Raw genomic sequence first — 26449 nt, 5'->3', positions numbered from 1 at the left:
ACCGTTATTAGTTGAAATTTGTAGGAGAATTCTTAATTAAAGGAATTTCCTTAACCGCCGACATATGAAAAAACTATACTATTTAAGTTTTAGCTTATTTTTTCTCACAACAGTATGTTTTGCAGAAATATCGAAAAAGGAGAAGAAAGCCTTGGTTGATTTGTACACTTCTACTAATGGTAAACACTGGGTCAAAAAATGGGATTTAAATACTCCGGTTTCTCAATGGCACGGTATAACAATCGAAGATAATAAAGTAATTGAAATTAATTTGTTTCATAATAATCTTATGGGACCTATATCTTCTGAGATTGGAAAATTAGAGCATCTTAAAGTATTAAATCTTGCATTTAATTCTTTAACCGGTGCACTTCCTGCAGAAATAGTTAACCTGTCTAACTTAAAAGTATTAAAATTAGAGATGAACAGGCTCAACGGTGAGATTCCTAATGAAATTGGAAATTTAAAAGAGTTAGTAGAGCTTTCAGCTTTTAATAATTTTCTAACAGGTGAAATTCCTGCCACAGTAGGAAATTTAAAAGGTTTAAAAATTTTAAATCTTTCTAGTAATGATTTGTATGGAAATATACCTGCATCGTTAGGGCAGTTATCACAATTGGAAACATTAGGCTTATTTGAAAATAAATTAGAAGGCGCTGTTCCAAAAGATATGGGCATGCTAAGCAATTTGAAAGAGTTGGTTTTAGCGAATAATAGACTTGACGGTGAAATTCCTAATGAATTTGCCCAATTGGCAAGCTTAGAAGTTTTTCAAATTCAAAATAATAATTTCAGTTCTTTTAAAGCTTTAGAGTTTTTAGAAACAAAAGAATACTTAGTTTTTGATTATGATAAAGATGATAGAAAACTTGAATTTAAAGATATCAACTTTAGTAAGACCAAAATGGCCGATACGAAGTTTGAAGATATAGAAGAGTAAGAGTAGTTTACACTTTTAGTTAGTTTGGTAAAAGAAAGAGATGTTGAACAGCATCTCTTTCTTAGTTAAAATACTTTAACATTTTCGAGGTATCATAAATTTATTTTTTGAACGTTATATAGTAGGTGCTTTTTAGTCTACCCCTGTTTTTTAAAAGAGTTGACAGAAGTATGCCAGTTCAAAAATTCACTCCACGATTAATTAATTCCATATTATGAAAAACATTCTAAAATATACTTGCATATTTTTCTTTATGGTGAGTGGATGCATAGCTAATGCACAAATTCCTAAAAGTGAAAAACAATATTTATTAGAGTTCCACAAAAGTACAGTCGGTGAACAATGGCAGAATACTTGGAATTTAAAAGCGGATCCATCTTCGTGGTACGGCGTAGAAATAAATGATGGGCACGTTGTTGGCTTAAAATTATACCGAAATAATCTTAGTGGAAAAATTCCCAATGGTATTGCCGCTCTTACCAATTTAAAGACTTTGAATCTTTCATTTAATACCTTAACGGGCAACTTGCCTAAAGATTTATTTGAATTAGAAACCTTAAAGTCACTTCGGCTTGAGATGAATAAGTTAAGCGGGACATTGCCTCAAGACTATACAAAAATGAAAAGCCTTGAAGAGCTATCTATGTTTAATAATTTATTTCAGGGAGCTATACCAAGCGGAATTGGAGAATTGGAAAATTTAAAAGCTTTAAATCTTTCAAGTAATTATTTAGAAGGTAGTTTACCCAAGTCAATTGAAAAACTATTGAATTTAGAAAGGTTAGAGCTTTTTGGTAATAAGCTGACTGGGCCAATAGAGGTTGATTTAGGTAGGCTTGTAAATTTAAAGGAACTTATACTTTCTTACAATCAATTTGAAGGTGACGTACCAAGTAGTATGGCTACATTAAGTAATCTTGAATTTGTGCAATTACAAGGCAATGACTTTAGATCTTTGAATTCATTATTAAGAATGCAAAGTCAAAAATTAGCTGTTTTTGATAGTGACGACGAATTTTTAAATATGAAATTAGGTAGTACCAAATCGAGCAGGACTCGAGTGGTAGATACAAAGTATGAAGATGTAAACAGAAATTAGAAGATTTTCAATTATATAGAAGGGATGCTAATGCATCCCTTTTTTTTGCGCTTAACATTCAGAAAATTCAGCATACTTTATGATTACTTTAACCATTTAAATGTTAAAAGCCATATATGTTTTTTTGTAGTTTCGCTTTTTAATTAGTTTGAGGGTGGGTTGATATGATTTTCAGCCAAAAGATGTATTAAGTATTCATTTAATTTTATTAGGAGGTTCAATTTGCATATTTAGCTAGAGTACCCAGATTACTGTGGTTTTCTTTCCAAATTGAATATGCTGCGTGAATGATGATGATTAATAAATTATTTATATCTCTAAGATTAAACCTTTTCTGTTTTATACGGTCTTTATCTTTTGAATTTAGATGAAGGGGTTTGATAATGAAACAATTTGTGTCCGTATAAGACAATGAATAACTGAAAACTGAAGTATATAAATCAATCAATTACTAGAACTGATAAAGTCTAAAAATTATATTGCCAAATGAGAAAAATTATTTTTACCGTACTGGGTATTTTACTAATTGTAGTATCCTTCTTTTTATCTAAGGTTATTATAGATAGTAAAAAAACGTTTAAACCAAAATCTGAAAAAGTGGTTAAAACTGTTTTTACAGAGGTAGTTGAAAATGGTACTGTGCCTATTGTCGTATCGGCAAACGGTAATTTAACGGCAAAACAACGTGTAGAGTTATATGCCGAAGTTCAAGGTGTATTTAAAAGAGGTAGTAAACTTTTTAAAGAAGGGCAAGCTTTTCGACAGGGTGAAACGGTAATAAATATAGATGCCGATGAATATGCAGCAAGTGTTCAATCTGCGAAAAGTAATTTATTCAATCAACTTACGGCGATAATGCCGGATTTACGTTTAGATTATCCAGATATATATTCAAAATGGCAAAGCTACCTTACCAATTTTGATATGTCAAAAAGTACTCCGGCACTTCCTGAAATGATAACTGAAAAAGAAAAATTCTTTATATCTGGTAGAGGTATTTTGACAAGTTATTACAATGTAAAGAATTTAGAACAACGACTTTCTAAATATCGTATTACCGCTCCATTTTCTGGGGTGCTGACTGAAGCTTTGGTTACAGAAGGTACTTTAGTAAGGGCAGGTCAAAAACTAGGTGAATTTATTAATCCAGAGATATACGAGCTAGAAGTTTCTATCAGCAAGCGCTACACAGACCTTTTAAAGTTAGGTGAATCGGTAGAGCTTACAAATTTAGATGACAATACTACGTATAAGGGTAAAGTCACTAGAATCAACGGTAGTATTGATCAAGCAACACAAACCGTTAAAGCATATATAGAAGTAGATAATAAGAACTTACGTGAAGGTATGTACTTAGAGGCCAGTTTAGATGCCAAAAAAGAGGAGAATGCTATTGAGGTGGATCGAAGTTTGCTTTTAGATGGAAACAGAATTTTTGTAGTACGTGATTCGGTTTTGGATATCATCGATGTTAACCCTGTTTACTTTTCAGATAAACGTGTAGTGCTAAAAGATGTGCCCAATGGCGTAACCATAATGTCCAAACCGCTAAGTGGCGCTTATACAGGTATGGCAGTTAAAATTTACTCCGAACAACAAGAAAATACAAAAGGATAATGCGTAAACTGATAGAATACTTTATTCGGTATCATGTTGCCGTTAATGTTGTGGTAATTTCTTTTGCCCTTTTTGGTATAGTAGGTGCAAAGGCTTTAAAATCATCTTTTTTTCCTTTAACGGATTCTAAGAATATTGCAATTACCATTACCTACCCAGGTGCTTCACCGCAAGAGGTTGAAGAGGGTATTGTGTTAAAGATAGAGGATAACCTTAAAGGCCTGCAAGGGGTTGATCGTGTTACCTCTACTTCTAGGGAGAATAGTGGTACCATTAATGTCGAAATAGAAAAAGGAGAGAATATCGACTTTATGCTATTAGAAGTTAAGAATGCGGTAGATAGGGTGCCAACATTCCCAACTGGTATGGAACCTTTAATTGTATCGAAGCTAGAGGCCGTTCGTCAAACTATTGCTTTTGCTATTAGCGGTGAAAATATTCCCTTAGCGACTTTAAAAAGTGTTGGTCGTCAAATTGAGAATGACCTGAGAGCAATGGAGGGTATTTCTCAAATAGAAATTTCAGGATTTCCAGCAGAGGAAATTGAAATAGCCGTTAATGAAAATAACCTTTTGGCTTATGGCATATCTTTTACTGAGGTTGCTAATGCAGTAAGTAATGCCAATATTCTTGTAACGGGCGGTAATATTAAGACCGATGCAGAGGAATATTTAATACGTGCAAATAATCGTGCATATTATGGTGATGAGTTAAATAATTTAGTGGTTAAGGCAGACCCATCAGGTACGGTTATTCGATTAAAAGATGTGGCTATCGTTAAAGACCGTTTTGCAGAATCGCCTAATGCGACTTACTTTGATGGTAATTTATCGGTAAGTACTACAATTACAAGTACCAATAATGAAGATTTAATATCCTCTGCAGAACAGGTAAAAGAATATATAGAAGATTTTAATGATAAGTACAACAACGTTAAGTTAGACATTGTGTCTGATCAGTCGACAACCCTTGTTCAACGTACCCAATTATTGACGGAGAATGCTATCATGGGTATGTTGTTGGTACTGATTTTCCTGTCCTTGTTTTTAAACACAAGATTGGCATTTTGGGTAGCCTTCGGCTTACCGGTAGCATTCTTAGGGATGTTTGTTTTTGCTGGTTTCTTTGATGTAACCATCAACGTTTTGTCTTTATTCGGTATGATAATCGTTATTGGTATTTTGGTAGATGATGGTATTGTTATAGCCGAGAATATTTATCAACATTACGAAAAGGGAAAAACCCCTGTACAGGCTGCTGTAGATGGCACTATGGAGGTATTGCCTCCGATTATTTCCGCGATTATTACTACAATATTAGCCTTCTCAATATTCTTGTTTTTAGATAGTAGAATAGGGGAGTTCTTTGGTGAAGTTTCTGTAATCGTTATTCTGACATTAGTGGTTTCATTAGTAGAAGCATTAATTATTCTACCTGCTCACTTGGCGCACTCCAAAGCATTACAGCCTTTAGATGACAAACCAAAAAGCGGATTAGGAAAGGCATTTGCCAAACTACGGGTTATTAATGAGTTTGGTGATAAAATGATGACATGGATGCGCGATAAATTGTATTCGCCCGCATTACATTTTGCAATGAACTATAAAATTTTTGTTTTTAGTCTTTTCTTAGGGGCACTTATATTAACCTTGGGTTCTATTGGTGGGGGTGTTATTAGAACTGCATTTTTTCCAAGAATAGCCAGTGACAGGGTAGGTATAGAATTAGAAATGCCTAATGGTACTAATGAGAAAATTACAGATTCTATTATTTCCATGATTGAGGAAAAAGCAGAAATTGTAAATCAAGAATTGACAGAAAAATATCTTAAAGGCACAAATAAAATGCTTTTTGAGAATGTTATTAGACGTTTAGGTCCAGGTTCATCTACTGCACAATTAAATATAAACCTTTTGCCTGGTGAGGAAAGACCCGATGAGATTTCTTCAGATATGGTAACCAATAGACTAGAAGAACTAGTTGGGCCAGTCATTGGGGTAGAAAGTTTAATATATGGTTCAGGTGGAAACTTTGGTGGTTCTCCTGTGTCAGTTTCGCTCCTGGGTAACAATATAGCAGAGCTTAAAGCTGCAAAGATGGAATTAAAGAACATTTTGTTGAATAACTCCAGATTAAAAGATATTGCTGATAATGATCCAGCTGGTATTAAGGAAATTCGATTGACCTTAAAAGAGAATGCCTATTTGTTAGGTCTGGACCTTCGTACGGTAATGGCACAGGTACGATCAGGATTTTTCGGTGTACAAGCACAGCGTTTTCAACGATCGCAAGATGAAATTAGGGTGTGGGTAAGATATGAAAGAGATGAGCGTTCTTCGATTACCAATTTAGACGATATGCGAATTGTCACTCCTACAGGTGAACGTGTTCCGTTGAGTGAAATAGCAGATTACACTATTGAGCGTGGCGATGTTGCAATTAATAGATTAGAAGGCAGGCGTGAAATTCAGGTATCTGCAGACATGAAAGATGTAAAGGATAGTCCTACGGATATCATGACAGAAATACAAAATGTCATCATGCCCGAAATACACTCAAAGTATCCAACGGTTAATGCTTCCTATGAAGGGCAGAATAGAGAGTTGGGTAAATTAACAGGGTCTTTGAAATTGGTAGGATTCACCGTTTTACTTTTAATATACATCACTATTGCTTTTACGTTTAGAAGCTTTAGTCAGCCATTAATGTTATTGCTTTTAGTGCCTTTCAGTTTTACGGCAGTAGCATGGGGACACTGGATTCACGATTTTCCTATCAACGTACTATCGATTTTAGGAATCATTGCCTTAATTGGTATTATGGTGAACGACGGCTTGGTGCTAATTGGTAAGTTCAATTCTAACTTACGTGAAGGTATGACCTTTGACAATGCTATTTTCGAAGCAGGTAAATCTAGGTTCAGGGCAATTTTCCTTACCTCGATTACAACTATTGCAGGTTTGGCGCCACTAATGTTAGAGACTAGTAGACAAGCGCAATTCTTAAAACCGATGGCGATTTCTATTGCCTATGGTATTGGTATTGCCACCATATTAACGTTATTGATGTTGCCACTATTTCTATCGTTTAGTAATAATATAAAAGCTGGTAATAAAATGTTGGCTTCGGGTCATAAGATTACAAAAGAAGAAGTAGAAAGAGCCATTACGGAGCGTAAGGAAGCTGCACATCTAGAAGGTCAAAAGAATCATTCAATCGAGGATGAGAGTCATCACGATCACGCAGAAGTTAGTTCAAATATTCATTAGAAATTAGAAGTATAGTATAATGATTAGATTACGATTCATCCATTTATTGTTGTTAATTCCATTTTGTAGTGTATTCGCACAAGAGAATACACTCTCAAAAGAAGACGCGATAGCACTTGCCTTAAAAAATAATTTTGGGGTAATCATTGCTAAAAACAATTTAAAAATAGCCGATAATAATAAGAACATTTTAAATTCTGGCTACTTGCCAAGTTTAACAGGTAATGCTGGTGGGTCATTTGATCAAAGCAATCAAGAAGCTACTTTTCAAGATGGTAGCGTTAGGGCAATTGATGGTGCCGAAACTACACGTTACAATGCTTCTTTAAATTTAAATTACACCTTATTTGATGGTCTAGGCCGTTGGTATGATTATAAAAGACTTAAGGAGGAATATGGTTTAAGTGAACTTGAAACTAGAGAAACCATAGAAACAACGATGATACAGTTATATACTGTATATTTTGAAGTGGCAAGACTTACTGAGAATATTAAGGTTTTAGAAGACACATTTTCGAATACACAAAAGCGCTTACAACGTTCTGAATATAGTTTTGAGTATGGTCAGACAAATAAGTTAGATGTTTTAAATGCACAAGTAGATTTGGTAAACGATAGTATCAATCTAATGAATACAAGACAAACATTTAGGAATACAAAACGAGATTTAAATCTATTGTTGAATCGAGATCTTGCAAGCTCTTTTGAGGTCGATACTGTTATCGCCTTTGTAAACCCTATAAGTTTAGAAGAATTTTTAGATAAAGGTATTGCGAATAATGTAAGCGTATTACAGACCGAAAAAAATATCAAAATAAACGATTACGCTTATAAATCTAGTAAGTCTGTTTTTTTACCAACCGTTGGCCTTACTGGATCATATGGTTGGAACGAAGGTAATTTTCCTGCAACTAACTTTTTAGCTTCAAGTGTTTCAACAGGAATATCTGCCGGTTTGAATCTTACTTGGAACCTATTTGATGGCGGTAATGGTATTACACAGATAAAGAATGCGAAAATAGTTCTGGATAACCAAGAAACTATTAAAGAACAAATAGAGCAACAGGTTTTAAGGGATGTGCAAAACGCCAAGGAAAACTACCTAAATAGATTGCAGGTTTTTAGCTTGCAAGAACAGAATGTCGTGACCAATCAGAATAACTTTGAACGCTCTAACGAACAATTTCAATTAGGTAGTATTACATCTATTGAATTTAGGCAAGCTCAAATAAATTTATTGAATGCGCAGACGAACAAAAATTTAGCAAAGTACGATGCTAAGTTGGCAGAGCTTCAATTACTACAACTTACGGGACAATTATTAAATATTGAACTGTAACAGTTACTTAATAAGGTAAGGTATGGACATGTATATCAAAAGAACAAATAGCGAGCTAATAGAGATACTCTATCAACAGTCACTTCTTACGTTTGAATCTCAGATAAGTTTAAGAGAGGAAATAAAGAAACGTGATATTCAAGTAGATCTTAGTCCGTTAGAAGCTTCTATTTCCAGTAAACTAACTCAAATAAAGAATCTAGAATATTTGAAGGATTTCGGATTTAAAGCGGATAAAAATTCTGATGGCATTACAGTTACCAGAACGAACAAGGCTTTGTTTACAGATGTTATCGCTATTATTTTAGGGGTAATCGTTTTTTTAATAGGAATTTACGGCTGTATAAACCTAGCGTTTACTTTTATTAATGGCGACGAGTTAGATGTGTTTACATTGGCCTATAAGTTTGCCATTGCTGGCTGCATATTTATTGGAATTGGATTTTTTAGCGGTTTAAAACGGGTATTTGATTATTCTGGTTTTGAGCTTACAAATTTTAATGGTTTAATTACCTTAAAGAAACGTTTCGATCTTAAGTTAGAAGAGATTAAGGCAAATGCATCTGAACTATTTGTAGAGACTGATGAAGATACTTTGTTTTTGAAGTTAGGTAACCAGACCATTTTTACTTCAAATGCCGATAATTTGGTACAGACCCTTACACTAAAAGAATTGGCTAAAAAATTGAAAGGGGCATAAATACTATGTACGAGCATTTTTTTCAATGTCCATATTGTTGGGAAGAAGTTTCTATGCTTCTCGACCCATCTATTACCCAACAGACCTATGTAGAAGATTGCGAAGTGTGTTGTAACCCAATAGAGTTAACACCGCGTTTTGAAGATAATGAACTCATTGCCTTCGATGCTCAAAGTATAGAGCAGTAGTTAGTTATTGAATTCTATTTTACCACCAAAAGTATCATCCTTATCAATAATTTTCGGATTTCCGTAAACTTGTATAGCTCCACCAGCTTTTACTTTGGCAATGATTTTTTCACTTGCGTAAACCTCTGCAATACCACCACCTAAAACGATTACTGAAGTAGACCTAGACTTTAATCCTTTATTGTACAGTTTGCCGCCGGTATTTATATTGGCATCTTGGTAATCAGTAGTGCCAGAAAGCTTGATATCACTTCCACTAGTGCTTTTCGCATTAACCGTATCTACTTCAATATTTAAGGTGATAGTGGAAGCTTCTTGCGACCTAATTTCTATTGTCGAACTCTTAATTATTCCACTAGAAACGATTCTTGCATTTTCGTTGGCATCGATTACAGTTAATTCTTCGGTGTAGTATAGTTTAGCATTAACAGTATTGCCAGATAAAAACTCATTAATACCCATTTTAACCTTCAAGAGTCCATTATTTTCGGTAATGCTAACATCCTCTTTATCTTCACCACTCAACACAAGTTTATTCTCTTCTCCTTTAATAAGATTTACGGTAATGCGGTCATAAACCTTGAGTTCGGTAAATTTCTGTAAAGGTATAGTTACAGTACTTTGTGCAAAACAAGAAAGGGTTGAATAGATAAATAGAGTGAATAGTACAATTGGTTTCATGTGGTATTGGGTAATTGGTGCTTCAAAGTTACACTTCATTTCTGATTTATTTACAAAACTAGGTTTTCGATATTTTTTAAGAGGTTTGACTGTAAAAGTTAAATAATGATAAGGTGTTCGCTTACGTTTTACAGTTTCACTATCTTAAACAAGTAATTGTCTTCATTGCAGCGTATGAAAAAGAAATATGTAGTACTGGCCCTGGTTGTAGCGTTAGGTATCGTTGGCTATGCTGGTGTTGAATATTTCCCAAATGCTGAAAATGCAGTAGTGCCTGAAACTTTAGATTCCATACCTACACGGCGAGAACTTAGAGGCAGCTTTTTTGAAAAACGAGAAATACTTGTAGTGTATGCCGCTAAGGATAGTGTGTTAAGCAACAAATATGAACAGATACTCAAAGAGCTTTCGTTGCTAGAACCTACTGAATCTTGGCGCAGTGCAAAAATTCTTTATAAACGAGCTGATGAGGTTACTGACGAAATTCTTAAGAAGAATGTTGTTTTTCTGTTAGGGGCTATTGACGAGAATGAAATTCTAGAAAAATTTATAGACCAAACTCCATTTCAGGTAAATAGGAGAGCGATAATGATAGGTTCGAATAAGATAACGAATAAGAATTCTATTTTATCTGTAAGTTTTTATCCGAATCCTTTAATGTCCAAAATACCATTTAGTTTTATGACAGGAACAGATGCGCAGCAGGTATTTGATTTCTTTGCCGAAAAGGTAAAGGACAACGGACGCTCTTTTTACTGGCAAAATCTTAATTATGAACTCTATAATGATAATGAACGTGTGGTCATGGGAGATTTTAATGAGCAATGGAAAACAGATAATAGTACATTTTTTGATTTCTCTAAGGGAAACAAGGTGCTTCTTAATGCAGAAAAGTATCAGTTCGTAAATCATAAAAATGCATTAAAATCAAATGAAGTAAGAAGTCTTGAGGAGCAAATAAAACGAAACACCTCCAAAGTGTTCGCTTTTCTAAACAATGATGATTTTCCGAAAATCACCTATAATTTTTATAGCAACACAGAAGAGAAGGGCTTAATGACAGGTAATACGAACCAAGCACATTACGATACGTTGAATAATTCTATTCATATCATTGCCAATAAAATATATAAGAACAACAACATTGGTAAGGATAATGAACTACTGCTGCGTAATATGCTAGGGGTTTCTAAAAAGGATATTCTCACCCAAGGTTTACCCATTTATTTTACCGATAAATGGCAAATGAAAGGCTATAAATATTGGTCTGCACGGTTGGCAGAATCAGAAAATACATTGTCGGTTGCGGAACTGCTCGATAATTCGTTTCTAGAGATGGAGTCTTCTTTAATACGAGATTGTTTGGCAGGGGCTTTTGTAGATTTTTTAATGCAAACCTGGGGTAAAGAAATCTTTTTGTACCACTATAAAGATGGTGAACTTACGACCCAAGAAATACAAAAATTAGAAGGGAAGTGGCAACTCTATTTAAAAAGCCTGTCGAAGACCTATCCGAAAGAAGAAGTGGTTAAGAAAGAGCTCCCGTATTTAAAAGGATTCAATTTTGCTCATGAAGGCTACAGTATTTACAATGGTTATGGTTCTAAAAAGGCAACAGAATCGCTGTTGAAGCAAAAGTCTATGGGCAGCAATGCAATGGCACTTGTACCCTATACAGGTATTAACAATATAAATGCAGCGACACCACTCCGTTTTAGTAATAGTGCCGGTAGTGAGAATGATGAGGCTGTGGTTCATGCATTATCGACTGCACATGATATGGGTATGTATACCATGTTAAAACCTCAAATATATGTTGGTGGAAGTTGGCCTGGCGGAATTGAAATGCCTAGTGACGAAGAATGGGATTTGTTTCATGACCATTATTATCGCTGGATTCGCCATTATGCCTTTTTAGCTGAAATACATGGTATGGATGCCCTTTGTATAGGCGTCGAGTTTACAAAGGCAACGTTATCGAGACCTGAAACTTGGCGAAGTATGATCAAGAAAACAAGAGGATTGTTTTCGGGTCATATCACGTATGCTGCCAATTGGGGAGAAGAATTTGAGAATATAGAGTTTTGGGATGACTTGGATTATATCGGACTAGATTGTTATTACCCCTTGAGTAAGAATGATAATCCTACCGATGAGGAAATGAGCGAGAGCTTCAATAGGGTAAAAAAGAAAATTGAAAAGGTATACGAGCGTTTCGAAAAGCCAATTGTTTTCACTGAAATCGGATTCAGAAGTGTTAACGAACCATGGAAGAATCCGCATGCAGAGGCAGATGAAAGCATTAATGAAGAAATGCAGGCACGTTGCTATGAAATCATCTTTAAAGGTATTGAGAACGAACCATGGTGCAAAGGTATACTGTGGTGGAAGTTTCCAAGCTTTTTAGAGTACCGTGGTGAAGACAACAATGCCTTTACGCCCAATAACAAATTAGCAGAAGAAACCGTGCGTAAATGGTTCACTAAATAATTAGAACACATCCGTTTACATAGCTGCTTTAAAAAGATAGAGAACTATTCCCTTTTCGGGAAGGCCAAACTATCCGCTGGGTACGTTTGTTTTAGATAATTCATCTGCGAATCTGCCCAATCAATAATTTTTTGACGTTGAGCATCGGTCAAGTTAGCTTCTGGGTGAAGTCCAAAATAGGTATAAGAAGGTAATGGCATTTCTTTTTCTTCAACCATCTCTTTAGTTTCCTCTAGTTTATGATTTTGTACAAAGAGTGGCATGTTCGTGAACTCAGAAAAATTCAAGTGCTTTTTACCATCCTTAACGTGATCGGCCAAAAACCAAGCTGCAGGCTGTACATTCGAATACCAAGGATATTTGGTAGTATTGCTATGGCAGTCATAACACGATGACTGAAATATGTTTTCTACATCATTGGGTATGTTGTATTTGGTTTGTATGGCGAAGGTTTCATTACCTGAAATATTCTTTTCTGGTCGTATAAATTGAATGATAATGAAAATGGCGATGAGTGCGAAAATGATTTTTTTTAACATGGTAAGCAGTTTTAGTTCTAGTAATTGTCTTTTCTAAAGTTATAAATTATATGGATATGAAAGTATTCTTTGCCTCGCTAAAAAAGTTCAGTTTTCTTTTTAGACGTTTCATCTTGCAATATAGACGCTTCAGTTAAAAAGCCGCTATTCGTGGTAGGGTTGTACTGTACATTTGTATCATCAAATAAAAAGAAACGTAATAAAATATAAAAACATGAAAAAAATAAAATTAATTTTTGGTTTAGTACTAGTAGCGGGAGTTCTTATTTCCTTTACGGCAGAACAAAAACATAGAAAAGAAATGAAGATTGCAAATGCTTCTTTATTCAACGATGTTACTAATCCGTTCGAGGAAGTTTTAAAAGATCAAGCCAATGAAGTTATTCTAGTTTCTTCAATAGATCTTAATGTAATCGAAATCGAAGAAGATATAGATTTAGGAATTGATACATCAGAGTATTTACCATATGGTTTTGATGCTTACAAAGGGTATCAAATAGATATAGCAGATATATGTGTTTTAGAAATAGAGGAAGAAGTAGAATTAGGTTTTGACGTTAATGATTACCTGCCTGCAAATTTCGACCCTTATAAAGTATAGTTTAAATTAGTTAGTTGATTAAGGTTGGTTGATAAAGGCCTTCAAATTTAATTTGAAGGCCTTTTTTGGCTTCAAAAACTAGGCGGCGCATCGACAGTAAAATTGATGTAAATTTGAAAAGCGCTCCTCTAAAGCATATGTCATGATTTTACCGACAGTTAAAAAACAACAGATTATTAAAATTGCCCTTTTGTTAGCAGTTTTGGTTTCCTTGCCCAGAAACATTCATGTATACAATATGATCAGCTCTGGCAACGAACAGTTTGAAAGTGTTTGGGTGGTTGATTTTCTGTTCCGTTTGGTGTTTATGGTCTTTTTCTCTTGGGCAATCTTAGAAATCAATGCCAATGTGGTGTATATTAAATTTAAACTTAGAGGCACCTTTGCTACTGTAAGTATTATTGTGTTGGATTTGGTAATGCTTTTTGCCACCCTAACCCTTTGGAAAGCATTACACCCTATAATAGTCGATAGTCCTTTATCTAATGAGGGCAGGGGCTTTTTGACCTTTGGGTACGTTACCTTGTTGATCGTACTTTATTTCATTGCCAGAATTTTACGCTTACAAGCGAACCAGCGGGTAAGCGATATAGAGAACGAGCATTTAAAACATCAGAATCTACAGAAAGAGCTTACGGCTCTTAAAAACCAGATAGATCCTCATTTTTTATTCAATTCACTAAATTCGTTGACATCGCTCATACGCGATAATGAACCTGCAACCCAATTTGTAAAAAAGCTCTCGTACATGTACCGGTATATTTTACAGAGTGGCGATAGTGATTTGGTGAGCATACGCGAAGAGCTTAAGTATTTAGAAAGTTATACCTATCTCATGAAAACCCGTTATAGAGAACGGTTTGAAATTGAGGTCAATATTGCCGAAGGATTAAAGGGGCGGAAAATTCCGCCATTGGCGCTGCAACTTTTGGTAGAGAATGCCGTAAAGCATAATGAAATTTCAGAATCTAACCCGTTATTGGTTCGGGTCTATTCACGAGAGAATTCTATTTTTATAGAAAACCCATTACGCCCAAGAACAACAATGGCAGAGGGTACCGGTACCGGATTATTGAATTTGAGAAAAAGATACTTGCTCTTACAGCAACAAGATATACTTGTACGTACTGAAAATGGTATCTTTCAAGTAGAACTTCCTTTAAGAAAAATAGAATGAAAATCGTCATTGTTGAAGATGAGCTTGCCGCAAGTGATCATCTTGTCTATTTATTGAACCGCATAAATACTGAAATAGAAGTTTTAGCTATTATCGATACGGTCAAAGCTGCCGTTGCCTATTTTTCAACACCACATAATGCAGAACTGGTTCTAATGGATATTCACTTGGCAGACGGAATCTCTTTTGAGATTTTTGAACAGGTGAAAATCGATATTCCAGTGATATTTACGACGGCCTATGACCAATATGCGCTAAAGGCCTTTAAGGTGAATAGTATTGATTATTTACTAAAACCTATTGACGAAGAAGAATTGACCGATGCCCTAACCCAGTTTACCGTGCAGGTTAAGGAAAAAGAACAGGGTATCGATGATGACCAATTAAAGGGTCTGTTGGGGTTGATAAAAGGCGATGCCGATAAAAAGAGCTATAAAAATACGTTTCTGGTGAGCCAACGGGATCAGTTGATTCCTTTAAAAACGAATGATATTGCTTATTTCTTGATAGATCTTGGGTTAGTAAAAGCAGTCAGCAATGATAACCAAACCTATATGGTAGACGGTAAATTGGAAGATATAGAAGAAAGTCTAGACCCAACCCTTTTCTATAGGGCCAATAGGCAATGTATCGTAAACCGCGAAGCGATCGTAAATCTAAAATACTACTTCAACGGGAAGCTTATTTTAAGTGTAAACCCGGTCTCGAAAGAGCGTATAGTAGTAAGTAAGGCCAAAGCATCGGACTTTAAAAACTGGATGGGTTCTTAAATTATGTTGGGGAAATTATTGTTGTCTCTATACTTATTCTAGTTGTAGTGGAGGGCCTATAACCTTCATATCATTTTTTTCAAAAATAAGGTTCATTTCCGCTACTGTGGGCTCATGGTCTAAGGCGGCTACGGTTACAAAGAAATCCTCTAATTTGCCTGCGGGTTGTAAAATCACGGTCATTTTTCCTTTTTCAGATTTCTGTGTCCAGGCGTGAGGAACTTTCCTAGGTAAAAATATACTATCTCCCACGGCCATATGATATTTTTCCTCACCTACTTGAAAATAGTAGGCGCCCTCTAAAATGTAGAATATCTCGTCTTGTGAACTATGTACATGTAACGGGGTTCCTTTTCCTTGCGATAATGAGGTCTGCTCAAATATAGCAAGGTCACCATCTGTGTCCTTTCCCGATACCTTAACATCCAAAATATTGGAATTAACCCCCTTCAATTTTATATGGCCATGAAAACGACCTTCACCTGATTTTATTTTAAAACCCTTTTCCACTTTTTTGGTCATTTTTTCAAATGATGAAAACGCCAACATCGGTATTGTGGAAATCACAAGAAGTGCTGCAAAGAATCCTTTTCTTTTCATAATTAAATGTATTACGTCATGTATAATATTTTTTTTTGTAAAACGTTAAAAACCAATCTAATGTAGGTAATAATATAATTGCTAATTAAAAATGTCAGTTAAATATTAAAGGATATTTCATACTATTTCAAACGGAAGAATCGATACAATTATTTGACAATTGTATGGGTTTCAAAAACCAGTACTTTCTATTAAAGCACGTAATTAAAACCGAGATTTTTCATCCACTTGTGGGTAGGCCATAATAGATAATGTATAACTACGATGCGTTTTATTCTATTATCTAGATGATTGTTTCTAATTAGATATCAACTTATTTATTGACGAATACAGTTAACGAGTGTTCTTTTAAATTGTTGAAAAGATTCTAAATTTCAATTTATGCAATGCCCTTTATCGTTTTCCTACCTTATCAATAGGCCTAAAACGTAATGCGCTCCAAGTTTCGTTGATTGATACAGCTGTTACCGTGGTAATGCCAAATTCTTCACCTGTAGTTCTAATGGTATCTCGGTTAATATCTGTTTTTATTTTAGAGGTCCCTTTTGGATACCCAAACCATAAAACACTATCGTCTTCTATACGCTCTAAACTGTTTGTAAGAAAGTCTAGATATTCTTTTTGGTTGTTTATAAAGACCAGGGTATTTTTACTTTTATCTTCTTTGTGTAAAGATGTCTCAAAGCCAAGTTCCACAAATTTATCCTCTAGGCTATCTGGGGCATTTAGTACAATGCCTTTGTCTTTGAATTTGAATTTTTTAATGGTTTCCTGCATTTTATTGGTATGTGTTTATGATACTAGTATTCAGGTTACTAGTATTTTGAATGAAAAATAAGAAATTTTGAAAAAGTGAATACGGTAACATTCTGTTTTTAATTGATACAGTTTGTACCTTAATTTAGGTAACCTCTTCAGGGATAAATGATTAATGTTACCCTTACTAATCGGTTATTTTCGCTTTAATATTTTGGCAATGGTTTGCTCTAATTCATCAATTTTACCAAAAGGTTCTATTAATGTTGGGTTGGTGAGGTCTATTTGTGATTTATCAAATTCACCTACTTGCATGGGGTAAACCAATAGGTAACTCATCGCGTTGAAGTACTTATTTAAATACGATGGTATTTTGCTCATATTGCTATCATAAGAGGGCTTATCTTTTCTACTCAAAACAATAACAAGATTATCATCTTTCTGAAATTCACTTTTAAGTTCTAAAAAAGTATTCCAATCTTTAAATTCCCTGAATTCATAGACTAGCGGGTTTTTTAATTGCAATGCATCAATAGCTGCGTTGGTTTCTTTTGTAGCAAAAAATATAAGTTTTGCGCTTGAATTTTTGGCAATATTCCAAACCTTGGTTAACCAAAACGGAAATCCAATTTCTTTCTCGGCATGGGCAGGTACAATAATTACATGTCTTTTTATAGTGCCAAACGGCTGATAAGGTTTGTAAATAAAGGTGGTTGGGTTACATTTCGATAAAATGCCTTCGGTTAAATTTCCTAAAAAAGAATCTGAAATACCTTTTTTAATATGTAGCCCTAAGATGAGGTCAGTGATTTTATGTTCTTTGGCCACACTCGAAATTCCGTTTACAATATTAATGTCATATCGTAATAAGGTGTGTATGGTATTATCGGTTGCCGAAGCGGTTACCGTTGCATGTTCAAGAATTTTTCGGGCATGTTTATCCGCAGAACTTCCCATTTCATAATCATCAACAATACTTAAGGCATACAGTCCATTTGTGTTGTTTTTAGATTTGGCAATGATGCCTAAATTAATCAAGTCATCAGTGGTATCGCTGTTGTTTATTGGTATTAGTATATTCTCTATGTATTCTTCATCATACGCTGCCATACCAGACGTTTCTAAAAGGGCAATATTCTTTGCGCCTTTTTGAGCTACGAACGTTGCAATGGTACAGGTAAAAAGAATCATTAGAATTGTGCCGTTTAGAATGCTCTCGTTGAGCAAGCGAATTGGTTCGCCTGTTGCTGTTTCACCAATAATTAAATTATAGCCAATTAAGACGGCGGCGAGTGTGGCTGCTGCTTGGGCATTGCTTAATCCGAAAATCAATCGACGTTCATCTGTAGAAAAGTTAAACGTTTTTTGGGTAAGCCAAGCCGCTAAAAATTTTGCCGATGTGGCAACAATAATCATAATAGCAGCCACTTTAATCGTTTCCAAATCTTTAAAGAAGACACGGTAATCGACCAACATGCCCACACCGATTAAGAAAAAAGGAATAAAAATGGCATTGCCAACAAATTCGATTCTGTTCATTAATGGCGAAGTACGAAGAATAAGTCTGTTGAGTACCAAGCCCGTTAAAAATGCACCGATAATAGCTTCTATTCCTGCAAGTTCTGCTAGAAATGCACCAAGAAACACCATCATTAATACAAAAATATAATGTGAAATATTATCGTGAAACCGTTTAAAAAACCATCTGCCAATGATGGGGAAAAGCAACATAACCGTTGCCCCGAATATGAGGATGGAAACTGATAGCTTCACCCAGAATGTTACATTGACTTCACCCGTATTCATTCCCACAATTACAGCAAGCACCAAAAGGGCAAGCGTATCTGTTATTAAAGTACCACCCACTGTAATATTCACGGCCCTATTCTTAGCAACGCCCAATTTACTGATGAGCGGGTACGCAATTAGGGTATGTGATGCGAACATACTGGCCAATAGTATCGATGTAGGTATCGAAAATTTCAAAATATAAAGGCTTACTATCATGCCTAAAATCATAGGAATAATAAAGGTATAGAGTCCGAAAACCAAGCTTTTTTTACTGTTCTTTTTAAAGTCGACCAAATCCATTTCCAATCCGGCAAGGAACATAATGTATAATAAGCCAGCCGTACCCGAAAGAATAATGCCGCTATCGCGCTCCATTAAATTAAATCCATTCGGACCAACTACTGCACCAGCAATAATAAGACCTAGCAGGGCAGGTATTTTTATCTTATTTAAAAAGATGGGGGTAAATAGAATAATGACCAGTATCAATAGAAATTTCAGTACCGGATTGGTAAAAGGTAATGTAGTTTCAACGATGTTCAATGAAATCATTTAATAGGCGTTATTCAACCCTTTAGTAAAATGCTTCAAGATTGCTTCTTACAGGTAGTTGATGATTGTATATACGGTTTTGATAGCCATAACGATTTCAAAACCAACGAGTAAACTTAGTGAATACCCACGGATATTTCGAAAGTAAAATTAGGGGAAGATGAAGAATGTATTTTGGTAATGAGAGAGGATATGTTATATCAACTAGTACTTCACTAGTAAATTATTGATTTGTTGACTTATTTTTTAGAATAAAGACTTTTATCATCCTTCAACAGCCTTGTTGATCATATCTATAATTGTATCGTTGGGTATGATATCTATGGTTAAGTTAATACGGTCGGTGGCCCCATTATTGATTACCCGGTGCGGATCGGTTAATCGTAAATACCAACATTCACCCATTTGCATAGGTACCACGGTGTCATTCAAGATAAACGAGACACCATCATTGGTATCAATGGGTATGGTAAGTCGGATCATTGATTTCTCTTCCTCTATGGCCAAGGTGGGGTCTGTATGCTCTTTAACTACCGAATTTGGCGCTAAAAATAATAGCCTGACCAAATTTACCGTGGTGTATTGGCTAAACGTATCGACTATACTTTTTAGATAAGGCGATTTTTCTAAAAAAGTGGTATTCATCCAATCGGTCCAAGAGCCGTCTGCATAATCGTTTGCCGGTGGCGGGTAAGGTAATGAAGTGTCTACCAGATGGGCTGGCGCTCGCAAAGATAGTACCTTATAATATTCGTACTGGTCATTTTGTAAGGCCTGTGCCTCGGCAAGCATCTGATCGACATCGAAGGTAAAAGGTAATCGTATGCTATCTCTAAACGGTTTCTTAGGTTCCATGTATGGTTTGGCATTTTAGGCCACTGGTGCGCAGTAGTCTATTTTGTTTTTATTTTTTTAACGTCATTACGAATTGGGTCAACCCTTGTTTTGCAAGCACGTTGTCTTTATTAGAGGCAACGGCACTACCGTAACCATTTGTTCATTTTCGGAAATTCTTCTTTGGTGCACAGCGACATCCATTCTAATAGGGGTAAGCCCATATAATTTTTACTATTGAATTGTTCAATGAGCCATTCAGAGTCATCTTTATACCCACCGGGATGAAAGACAATATCCAAGTTCAACTGCAAATGATTTGCTGCGGCATACGACCAGAGTATAGCTGCTATTTCATCGCCGTCGGTTGGCCAATCGGCCGATATTTTTGGTGTGCCAATGAATGGTCTGCTCGTTTCTTCCGTCGTTGCAATATGCCCCGCCTCATGTAAGAGGTCTCCCGGATATTTCAATTGTTCCAAATCCATTAAAATGGTACCGCCCTCAATTCGCAGTCCGGGCAAAAAGGTGTCCTTAGGTAAACTTTTCTCGACTACCGATATGTGGATCGAGTTTAGAAAATTTACAATGCGTGCTAGTAGCTGTGGTTCGGTATTCACTGTTCTAAAGCTACGAATTTATTTTTTCTGTTCGGCTATGGTGTGTAGCACACTATACTCATAGCATTGATTAGCCTCAGATGCGAACAATACTAGAAGCGGACACCACTAACTTGGGAATATTTTCGCGGTAGTACAAGGTACTTTGGCCAACGGTATTACGCTTCTATTTTATCGATCATCTCTTTAAAAAGGCCCAGTAAAAATTTCAGTTTTCCAGCATCACCAGCAGCGGTAAACTTTTGGTTTTCAATTTTAACCCCGTACCAATCTTCTTTTCCATTATCGTTACGGATCCACGCTAGGTTCATGGTCGCTATCGAAGTATTCGAAATATCAATTTCTACTTCCCATCCTGGGTTATCCAAGGTGGTTATTTGTATGACCTCACCATGTTCCCAATTGCCGTCACAATTATCTTTGAACCAATCTTGTATCCAATCTAAAATCTCCATTTATCGTTTTGTTGCTTAGCTTATTTGTGTTTTTTCAGAGTTACAATTTGGTATATGAAACATAACTAGTGCTACTCATCAATTTCGGCATCGGGTAATTCTAAAATGGTGGAAGTTGATAAGGCATTACCCGCAATGCCTTTTATAGAACCGAACAGTACATTTATATTTTCTTGTACGCCCCAAATCTGCTTTTCACGAACGGCAAAATTCTTGAACGCCGCTTTCTTTTCATAGTTCAATTGCTTGATCATAGAATCGTAGTTCTCGACAATTCTATTGATATTCTGCACGAACTCGTTACTGGTTAAATACGAGTAGAGCAGTTCCATCTTATCGCCTTTGTTTTCGTCAGACGATTTTATCGATTGGGTTTTCAATAACAACTCCCGCAACACTAACGACACACTTTTTACCTCGTTAAAACCGCAGATCCACACGCCGTTCTTTTCTCCGAATCTATCCATGTCTGGCGGAAAGGTCTCGGTAACGATTACCGCAATATCGGCCTTGCAGTTAATTTGGTCTTGCTTTAGTTTATTGATCCAATCGTTACTGAAATTCTTGGTACGCTTACTTTCGTATACAATAGAACCACAGGTTTGTTGTAACGAATTTATAACCGTCTGTACGCAATCTGCGCCACGAATACCCTTACCGATTTCATCTATATCATCGAAAGGGTAGGTGGCTCTTAAAAGCTCTTCAAGCGCCAATTCTTGTACCTCGCCTTGCATTTGCATAGAACCTTGTTCGGCCTTACGCTTCATTTCATCAATAAGCTTTCTTTGGTCGTCTAGTTGCTTTTGGTATTCTTTCTCTTTCAGCGCCATCGACTCGCGTTCTTTGGCCTTGGCTTTCTCCTCTATTTCGGTCTGTTTCTCTAGCAATTCTTTTTGAACGTTCAGTTTAAGGTCTTCGGCCTTTTCTTTCAGTTCATTCTCCCGTTTCAGCAAATCGATTTCTTGCGCACGTAAGGCCCTGTTTTCCTCTTTCTTTTTCTCGTTCTCTTGCTGTAGGGCTTTTAATTGTTGCTCAAAAGTTTCGTTGGTCAGTTTCTGTATTTTCTCCGATTCTTTGGCAAGGCGTTGTTCAAGCTTTTCTTTGAAGAGCTCGTTCTCTTTTTCTTTCTTTTTCTCGAACTCCTCTTTTTCAAGGGCGAGTTTACCACGTTCTTTATTAAATATCTCTGCCTGCTCAGCGACTTTACGCTCGTATTCAGCTTTAAAATGCGCCTGCATTTTACCAGATAGCGCTTCTTCTACATCAAATTCGTGACCACAATTAGGACATTTTATTTTATCTACCATGTTTGTTTAAATACGTTTGCGTTGTGGGTTCTCCGTCGTTCTAGTATGAAATAAGACTAGTGTATAAAGATATAAACCTATATACGGTTAAGCAATAGTAAGCGCTATAGTTTTCAACACTTTGCTAAGAGGATACCCAATGCACGGTGCTATATATTTTTTGAAATACTGACAAATGTCATATGTTGCCTTGTCATGGAATAATAAATTTGTTCGTATATAAACCACCGATCTATGATATCACAGATGATACCACTTGTTAACTGGAGCTACGGCGTTATTCTAATTGCCGTTTTCGGAGCCGTATGTTTAGCAATTGTACTTATCGTACTTAGTTTAATGAAGAACGATAAGAAAAAGCAAGAGTAGCTGCTGGGGTTTTTTATATGCTACAAACAACGATAGTTTACTCAGATTCCCCCGTATGCGTATTTCAATGTTGCCCTGCTTATTGATACAACACATATCTCGGTGGTACCAGCCCGTTTAATCGCATAGATACCAACATTTGTGCCCTATGGTGGGTAATATGGTCTGCCAATAACATAAATATTTGCCGTTTACTTCTGTTCAACCCAAAATAATCTAGCTCATCATTTAATTGCGCAGGTTCGAAATCTTTTAATAGTGTAATGGCTTCGGTAAAGGTTTGGTCGATACGTGCCATCATTTCTGCTTTTGTTTTGTTGGCAGGTTTAAAAACGGTGTCGGTTTGGTATACACGTGCTGCTCTGTCGCCTATGAGTGACTGACTATGCCAATCTAGCGCAAAACCGATATGCATTATGCTCTCTGAAAAACTCAGTGATTCTTCTGTGGCTTTATAGTCATACTTTTCTGTTGGCATTAGTTCTGCCACAAGCAATAAATACTTTCGAGAATTTTCTAAACGCTCTATAGAGTCGTCAATGAAGTTGTTTTGTTGGGCGAGGAGTGGTGTTTGTATTGTGATTAATAGGAGGAAGACTGTTAAGCTTAGGATTTGTTTCATGATGATGGATTTTATAGAGTCTTTAAAACGTTCCGTGTATGGTGTCGTAGCATCCCGCAGGGTGCTCTATACACTATACATATTGTGTGTGCCCAGTATGGGTGTCTTTTAGCTACAGAAAGGTAGCTAATTCATTTAGAGGGTGCAAGTCCCTTATGGGCAGGGGTAACGCCTTGAACCATTAGTAAGCTGCAAGGGTGGTAATCGTGAGATTACATCTGAAGAAAGCAGGACTACAAATTCTGGTACTGACGAACAGGAACCTTATATGAGGCTATTAGGTTGGATAAGCAAGCACATCATTGTAAAGTCCAAAACATGGAAAGTGATAACCGAAATAGTAGATAAGGCAGGGATCAGAAGAAAAAAGACGCTCTTACCTGGGGAGGTCTCTACAACTACGAGTTGGTCAAGTAGAGAAGTCAGCCGAGGTCATAGTACCCACGAGAAACGAGTTGCATAAAACTGCATAGGTCTCACAAGTGGGGAAGGACTGAACGCAGTCCTTCTGGAAATTATTCAGGGAGCATTGATTTTCGTTAATGGGCAACCCCCAGAAAATCTGTAGCCCTTTAAAAAAGTAGAGAATAGTTTCGATTGGTGTAAAGAGCGATTGAAAAGATGTATTGCGAACCGCCGTATACGAGACCCGTACGTACGGTGGTGTGAGGGGTGTACTCTGTCATTTGATGGCAGAGCCATCCACTCGATTATGCGTATTCACTTTCTTAATTGATCATTGTTCGGAAGAAGGGCTTTGAAGAAAAACCTGTAATCCGGTTGACCGTTCCAATTCAGTTATTAGTCTTTGTTCTTCATCTCTATCATCTGGAAATGGTTCAATTGTTATGATAACTCCAGTTCCTTGAATTGATAACTCTTTAATGACAGGAGAATTTACTGATAGTTCACAAACTTTTCCCGCTTTTTCATAGATAGAATTATAGAATAAAATTCCTGAATTAAACTTTTGGTAATTTAACGATAGAGGTAAAATAATGATTGTGCCAAGAATGATTGTCGCAATGGTGCCTTTATAAAACCATTTTCGACTTTTGCTGTTTTTTAATCCCAATACAAAGAAGACCAAAATTGATGCAAATGTTATTCCTATGAGATTGGTAACGAACAATAAAATACTTCCATATGCTAAAATAAAATGTCCCTGTTCAAGCATTATACCGCAAGTGCAAAGTGGAGGTACTAACGCTACTGCTATCGCAACACCTGATAATATTGTGGAAAATTCACTTCTGTAATAACCCCAAGCACCCGCAGCACCTGCCAATATTGCTATTCCAATATCTCTCAAATCAGGTGAAGTTCTAGTTAACATTTCTTTATTGGGAGTTATATCGGGCAATGTCAGACTTATGATGTAAGCTATTAGGATAGAACTAATCATTCCAAGAATAATTATTCCTAACATTCTAAAGGATTGAATTCTCCAACCTAATGCAATAGCACCGCCAAGTGCTACAATGGGTTGCCCCAATGGAGCAACAATCATTGCACCGATTATGGTTGCTGATGAGTCTTCAGAAAGTCCAAGTGATGCAATACCCACACTTATAACTAGCATTAAGGCGAAAGAACTTTGCCAATCTTTTTTGTAATGAAAAAAAAGACTATTGAATGCAGTAGTTCTTTCTTTAGGTGAAATATCTTGAGAAAAGAAATTCTTCTCTATAAAAGTGTCTTCTTTGTTTGGGTCTATGTGCATCGTTAGATATTCAGTTTTGATTACTCATTAAGTTTTTGTATATGGAAAGTTGCGGGTTTGCGTGCGAGGAATTTCCGAAGGAAATTCAGACGTAGCAAACGTGCAACGACCTTTATTTAAGCACAACACCAGCAATTTTTTATAAACTTCTTAAGTTTGATTTTCAGTAAATCATTGATATAACTAGAAAGAACAAAAGAGAGAATTAAGGTTAGTATACACGGTGAAGCTTTAGACTTCGACAACATTGATAATCCTCTCTCTTTTACTACTTGAATCACGTTCAGTTCTGTGAGACCTTGATCTCGTTTTCAAGTTGTTGTGATACCGGTAGCCAGTTCTTTCATAGATCAGTTCCTATGAATAAATATAAAGAAACTTTTGGAGTTGACATCAGTAAGGATGTCTTTGATGTGCACGGTAGTTCCCAAGGTCACAACCGGTACAAGAACTATGAACCCGGTTTTAAGAAGTTCCTTAAAGAATTACCTGACGGTTCATTGATGGTAATGGAAGCTACAGGTTATTATCATTACAGGCTTGCACAGTTTCTTTACAAAAATGGAGTAATGTTATCCGTTGTAAACCCTTTGTCCATTAAACGTTTCATCCAGATGAAATTGGCCAAGGTAAAAACGGACAAGAGCGATGCGAAGGCTATTTGTGAGTATGCTTTGATCAATGAAGTTCCTCTTTACAATGCTTTGACAGATACGCAGAGTGAGTGTCTACAGTTGTTCCGGTTATTGGATACTTATTTAAAACAACGTACCGCAACTAAGAACAAAATACATGGAGAAGCTGTTTTGGGCATACCCTCAAAGTTTGTTTATCGTTCTTTGATACGTAACAAGAAGCAGCTTAATAAGGAGGTAGCAGCTATCGAATCAAAGATTTTGTCATTGGTGAAAGTGGATCAACAAGAACAATTGACCTTGTTAACCTCAATACCAGGAATAGGGCAAAAGACTGCATTATTTTTAATAGTGGTAACTGATGGTTTTAGCAAGTTCGAAACGGCATCACAGCTTTGTAGTTATGTTGGTATAACCCCAACGATACGTGAGTCAGGAAGCAGCGTAAGAGGTCGTGCAAGGATAAGCAAAGTGGGCAATAGAAAGCTTCGGAATTTATTATTCCTATGTTCCTTTAATGCTTGTAAGCACAACAAGGCTTGTAAGGAAGTTTATGAGCGAATCGTCAACAAAGGAAAGAGTAAGAAACTGGCATTGATAGCAGTTGCTAACAAACTACTCAAACAGTCTTTTGCTATTGTAAAGTCTGGTAGACCATATGATGAAACTTACGTTTCGATACTGCCTAGGTAAATGAGAATAAATAGCATAAAAAAAGCTCAAAGAATCAGATTTTAGCTTCTATGAGCCTAGAATAGTATTGTCTCAGATT

At 36.1% G+C, this 26449-nt stretch carries 25 protein-coding genes; 14 read left to right on the top strand and 11 right to left on the bottom strand.

The features are described from left to right. The first annotated feature begins 64 nt into the window (after positions 1–64). From BMY56_RS04295 to BMY56_RS04265, 7 genes are all read left to right on the top strand, one after another. Positions 65–940, top strand: a complete 876-nt coding sequence (locus BMY56_RS04295; protein WP_091620419.1) for a leucine-rich repeat domain-containing protein — start codon at positions 65–67, stop codon at positions 938–940. A 214-nt stretch (positions 941–1154) separates the two neighbouring features. Further along, complete coding sequence (locus tag BMY56_RS04290; RefSeq protein WP_091620416.1) at positions 1155–2039, top strand: leucine-rich repeat domain-containing protein; 885 nt, start codon at positions 1155–1157, stop codon at positions 2037–2039. A 486-nt stretch (positions 2040–2525) separates the two neighbouring features. Further along, entirely contained in the window at positions 2526–3656 is a 1131-nt protein-coding gene (locus BMY56_RS04285; RefSeq protein ID WP_091620412.1) for an efflux RND transporter periplasmic adaptor subunit, read from the top strand. Then, positions 3656–6925: an efflux RND transporter permease subunit gene (locus BMY56_RS04280; protein ID WP_091620410.1), complete on the top strand. Its 3270-nt coding sequence runs from the start codon at positions 3656–3658 to the stop codon at positions 6923–6925. Before BMY56_RS04285 ends, BMY56_RS04280 begins: the two co-directional genes overlap by 1 nt. Before the next feature lie 19 nt (positions 6926–6944). Further along, complete coding sequence (locus tag BMY56_RS04275) at positions 6945–8264, top strand: TolC family protein (protein WP_091620407.1); 1320 nt, start codon at positions 6945–6947, stop codon at positions 8262–8264. 22 nt (positions 8265–8286) lie between these two features. Beyond that, a complete protein-coding gene (locus BMY56_RS04270) occupies positions 8287–8964 on the top strand; it encodes a hypothetical protein (protein WP_091620404.1) in 678 nt (225 codons plus the stop codon). A 5-nt stretch (positions 8965–8969) separates the two neighbouring features. Next, positions 8970–9152 (top strand): CPXCG motif-containing cysteine-rich protein, encoded by a 183-nt coding sequence (locus BMY56_RS04265; protein ID WP_091620402.1) that lies wholly within the window; start codon positions 8970–8972, stop codon positions 9150–9152. On the opposite strand, the gene BMY56_RS04260 is transcribed toward BMY56_RS04265, so the two are convergent. Next, positions 9153–9872 carry a head GIN domain-containing protein gene (locus tag BMY56_RS04260; RefSeq protein ID WP_091620399.1) on the bottom strand — a complete coding sequence of 240 codons (720 nt, stop codon included), beginning with the start codon at positions 9870–9872 and terminating at the stop codon, positions 9153–9155. It abuts the gene before it with no gap. Between the two features lie 135 nt (positions 9873–10007). On the opposite strand from BMY56_RS04260, the gene BMY56_RS04255 reads away from it, so the two are divergent. Next, positions 10008–12323 carry a glycoside hydrolase family 113 gene (locus tag BMY56_RS04255; RefSeq protein ID WP_091620396.1) on the top strand — a complete coding sequence of 772 codons (2316 nt, stop codon included), beginning with the start codon at positions 10008–10010 and terminating at the stop codon, positions 12321–12323. A gap of 44 nt (positions 12324–12367) precedes the next feature. Here the strand turns inward: BMY56_RS04255 and BMY56_RS04250 are convergent, their stop codons facing one another. Continuing rightward, complete coding sequence (locus tag BMY56_RS04250) at positions 12368–12862, bottom strand: heme-binding domain-containing protein (RefSeq protein WP_091620394.1); 495 nt, start codon at positions 12860–12862, stop codon at positions 12368–12370. Positions 12863–13076: 214 nt separating this feature from the next. Between BMY56_RS04250 and BMY56_RS04245 the strand changes: the two genes are divergently transcribed. From BMY56_RS04245 to BMY56_RS04235, 3 genes are all read left to right on the top strand, one after another. Continuing rightward, a complete protein-coding gene (locus BMY56_RS04245; RefSeq protein ID WP_091620391.1) occupies positions 13077–13463 on the top strand; it encodes a hypothetical protein in 387 nt (128 codons plus the stop codon). A gap of 142 nt (positions 13464–13605) precedes the next feature. Continuing rightward, on the top strand, positions 13606–14640 hold the full coding sequence (locus tag BMY56_RS04240) for a sensor histidine kinase (RefSeq protein ID WP_091620388.1): 1035 nt from the start codon (positions 13606–13608) through the stop codon (positions 14638–14640). After that, the gene (locus tag BMY56_RS04235) at positions 14637–15410 is read left to right on the top strand and encodes a LytR/AlgR family response regulator transcription factor (RefSeq protein WP_091620385.1); all 774 of its coding nucleotides are present in this window, start codon (positions 14637–14639) and stop codon (positions 15408–15410) included. The genes BMY56_RS04240 and BMY56_RS04235 overlap by 4 nt, the downstream gene beginning before the upstream one ends. A 33-nt stretch (positions 15411–15443) precedes the next feature. Here BMY56_RS04235 and BMY56_RS04230 read toward each other — a convergent pair whose 3' ends face one another. From BMY56_RS04230 to BMY56_RS04200, 7 genes are all read right to left on the bottom strand, one after another. Beyond that, positions 15444–16010, bottom strand: coding sequence for a cupin domain-containing protein (locus BMY56_RS04230; protein WP_091620383.1), 567 nt, complete (start codon positions 16008–16010; stop codon positions 15444–15446). 393 nt (positions 16011–16403) lie between these two features. Further along, positions 16404–16787: a hypothetical protein gene (locus BMY56_RS04225; RefSeq protein ID WP_091620380.1), complete on the bottom strand. Its 384-nt coding sequence runs from the start codon at positions 16785–16787 to the stop codon at positions 16404–16406. A 174-nt stretch (positions 16788–16961) separates the two neighbouring features. Continuing rightward, the gene (locus tag BMY56_RS04220) at positions 16962–19109 is read right to left on the bottom strand and encodes a cation:proton antiporter (RefSeq protein ID WP_091620377.1); all 2148 of its coding nucleotides are present in this window, start codon (positions 19107–19109) and stop codon (positions 16962–16964) included. A 264-nt stretch (positions 19110–19373) separates the two neighbouring features. After that, positions 19374–19964 (bottom strand): aspartyl/asparaginyl beta-hydroxylase domain-containing protein, encoded by a 591-nt coding sequence (locus BMY56_RS04215; RefSeq protein ID WP_091620373.1) that lies wholly within the window; start codon positions 19962–19964, stop codon positions 19374–19376. Between the two features lie 125 nt (positions 19965–20089). After that, positions 20090–20467: a hypothetical protein gene (locus BMY56_RS04210; protein WP_245737135.1), complete on the bottom strand. Its 378-nt coding sequence runs from the start codon at positions 20465–20467 to the stop codon at positions 20090–20092. 254 nt (positions 20468–20721) lie between these two features. After that, a complete protein-coding gene (locus BMY56_RS04205) occupies positions 20722–21018 on the bottom strand; it encodes an immunity 53 family protein (RefSeq protein ID WP_091620368.1) in 297 nt (98 codons plus the stop codon). Between the two features lie 71 nt (positions 21019–21089). Beyond that, the gene (locus BMY56_RS04200; protein WP_091620365.1) at positions 21090–22328 is read right to left on the bottom strand and encodes a DUF2130 domain-containing protein; all 1239 of its coding nucleotides are present in this window, start codon (positions 22326–22328) and stop codon (positions 21090–21092) included. 234 nt (positions 22329–22562) lie between these two features. Between BMY56_RS04200 and BMY56_RS18970 the strand changes: the two genes are divergently transcribed. Continuing rightward, entirely contained in the window at positions 22563–22697 is a 135-nt protein-coding gene (locus BMY56_RS18970; RefSeq protein ID WP_262493772.1) for a hypothetical protein, read from the top strand. A gap of 79 nt (positions 22698–22776) precedes the next feature. Here the strand turns inward: BMY56_RS18970 and BMY56_RS04195 are convergent, their stop codons facing one another. Continuing rightward, positions 22777–23319 (bottom strand): DinB family protein, encoded by a 543-nt coding sequence (locus tag BMY56_RS04195; protein WP_091620362.1) that lies wholly within the window; start codon positions 23317–23319, stop codon positions 22777–22779. Between the two features lie 268 nt (positions 23320–23587). Here BMY56_RS04195 and BMY56_RS18480 point away from each other — a divergent pair, with 268 nt between their 5' ends. Continuing rightward, on the top strand, positions 23588–23782 hold the full coding sequence (locus BMY56_RS18480; protein WP_143057779.1) for a hypothetical protein: 195 nt from the start codon (positions 23588–23590) through the stop codon (positions 23780–23782). 273 nt (positions 23783–24055) lie between these two features. On the opposite strand, the gene BMY56_RS04190 is transcribed toward BMY56_RS18480, so the two are convergent. Then, entirely contained in the window at positions 24056–25042 is a 987-nt protein-coding gene (locus tag BMY56_RS04190; protein WP_091620360.1) for a DUF389 domain-containing protein, read from the bottom strand. A 359-nt stretch (positions 25043–25401) separates the two neighbouring features. Here BMY56_RS04190 and BMY56_RS04185 point away from each other — a divergent pair, with 359 nt between their 5' ends. Next, entirely contained in the window at positions 25402–26370 is a 969-nt protein-coding gene (locus tag BMY56_RS04185) for a transposase (RefSeq protein WP_091620357.1), read from the top strand. The last annotated feature ends 79 nt before the right edge of the window (positions 26371–26449 follow it).

Origin of the sequence: Maribacter orientalis (assembly GCF_900109345.1) — a bacterium.
Lineage (GTDB): Bacteria > Bacteroidota > Bacteroidia > Flavobacteriales > Flavobacteriaceae > Maribacter > Maribacter orientalis.
This window is presented reverse-complemented; position numbering and strand designations above follow the sequence as displayed.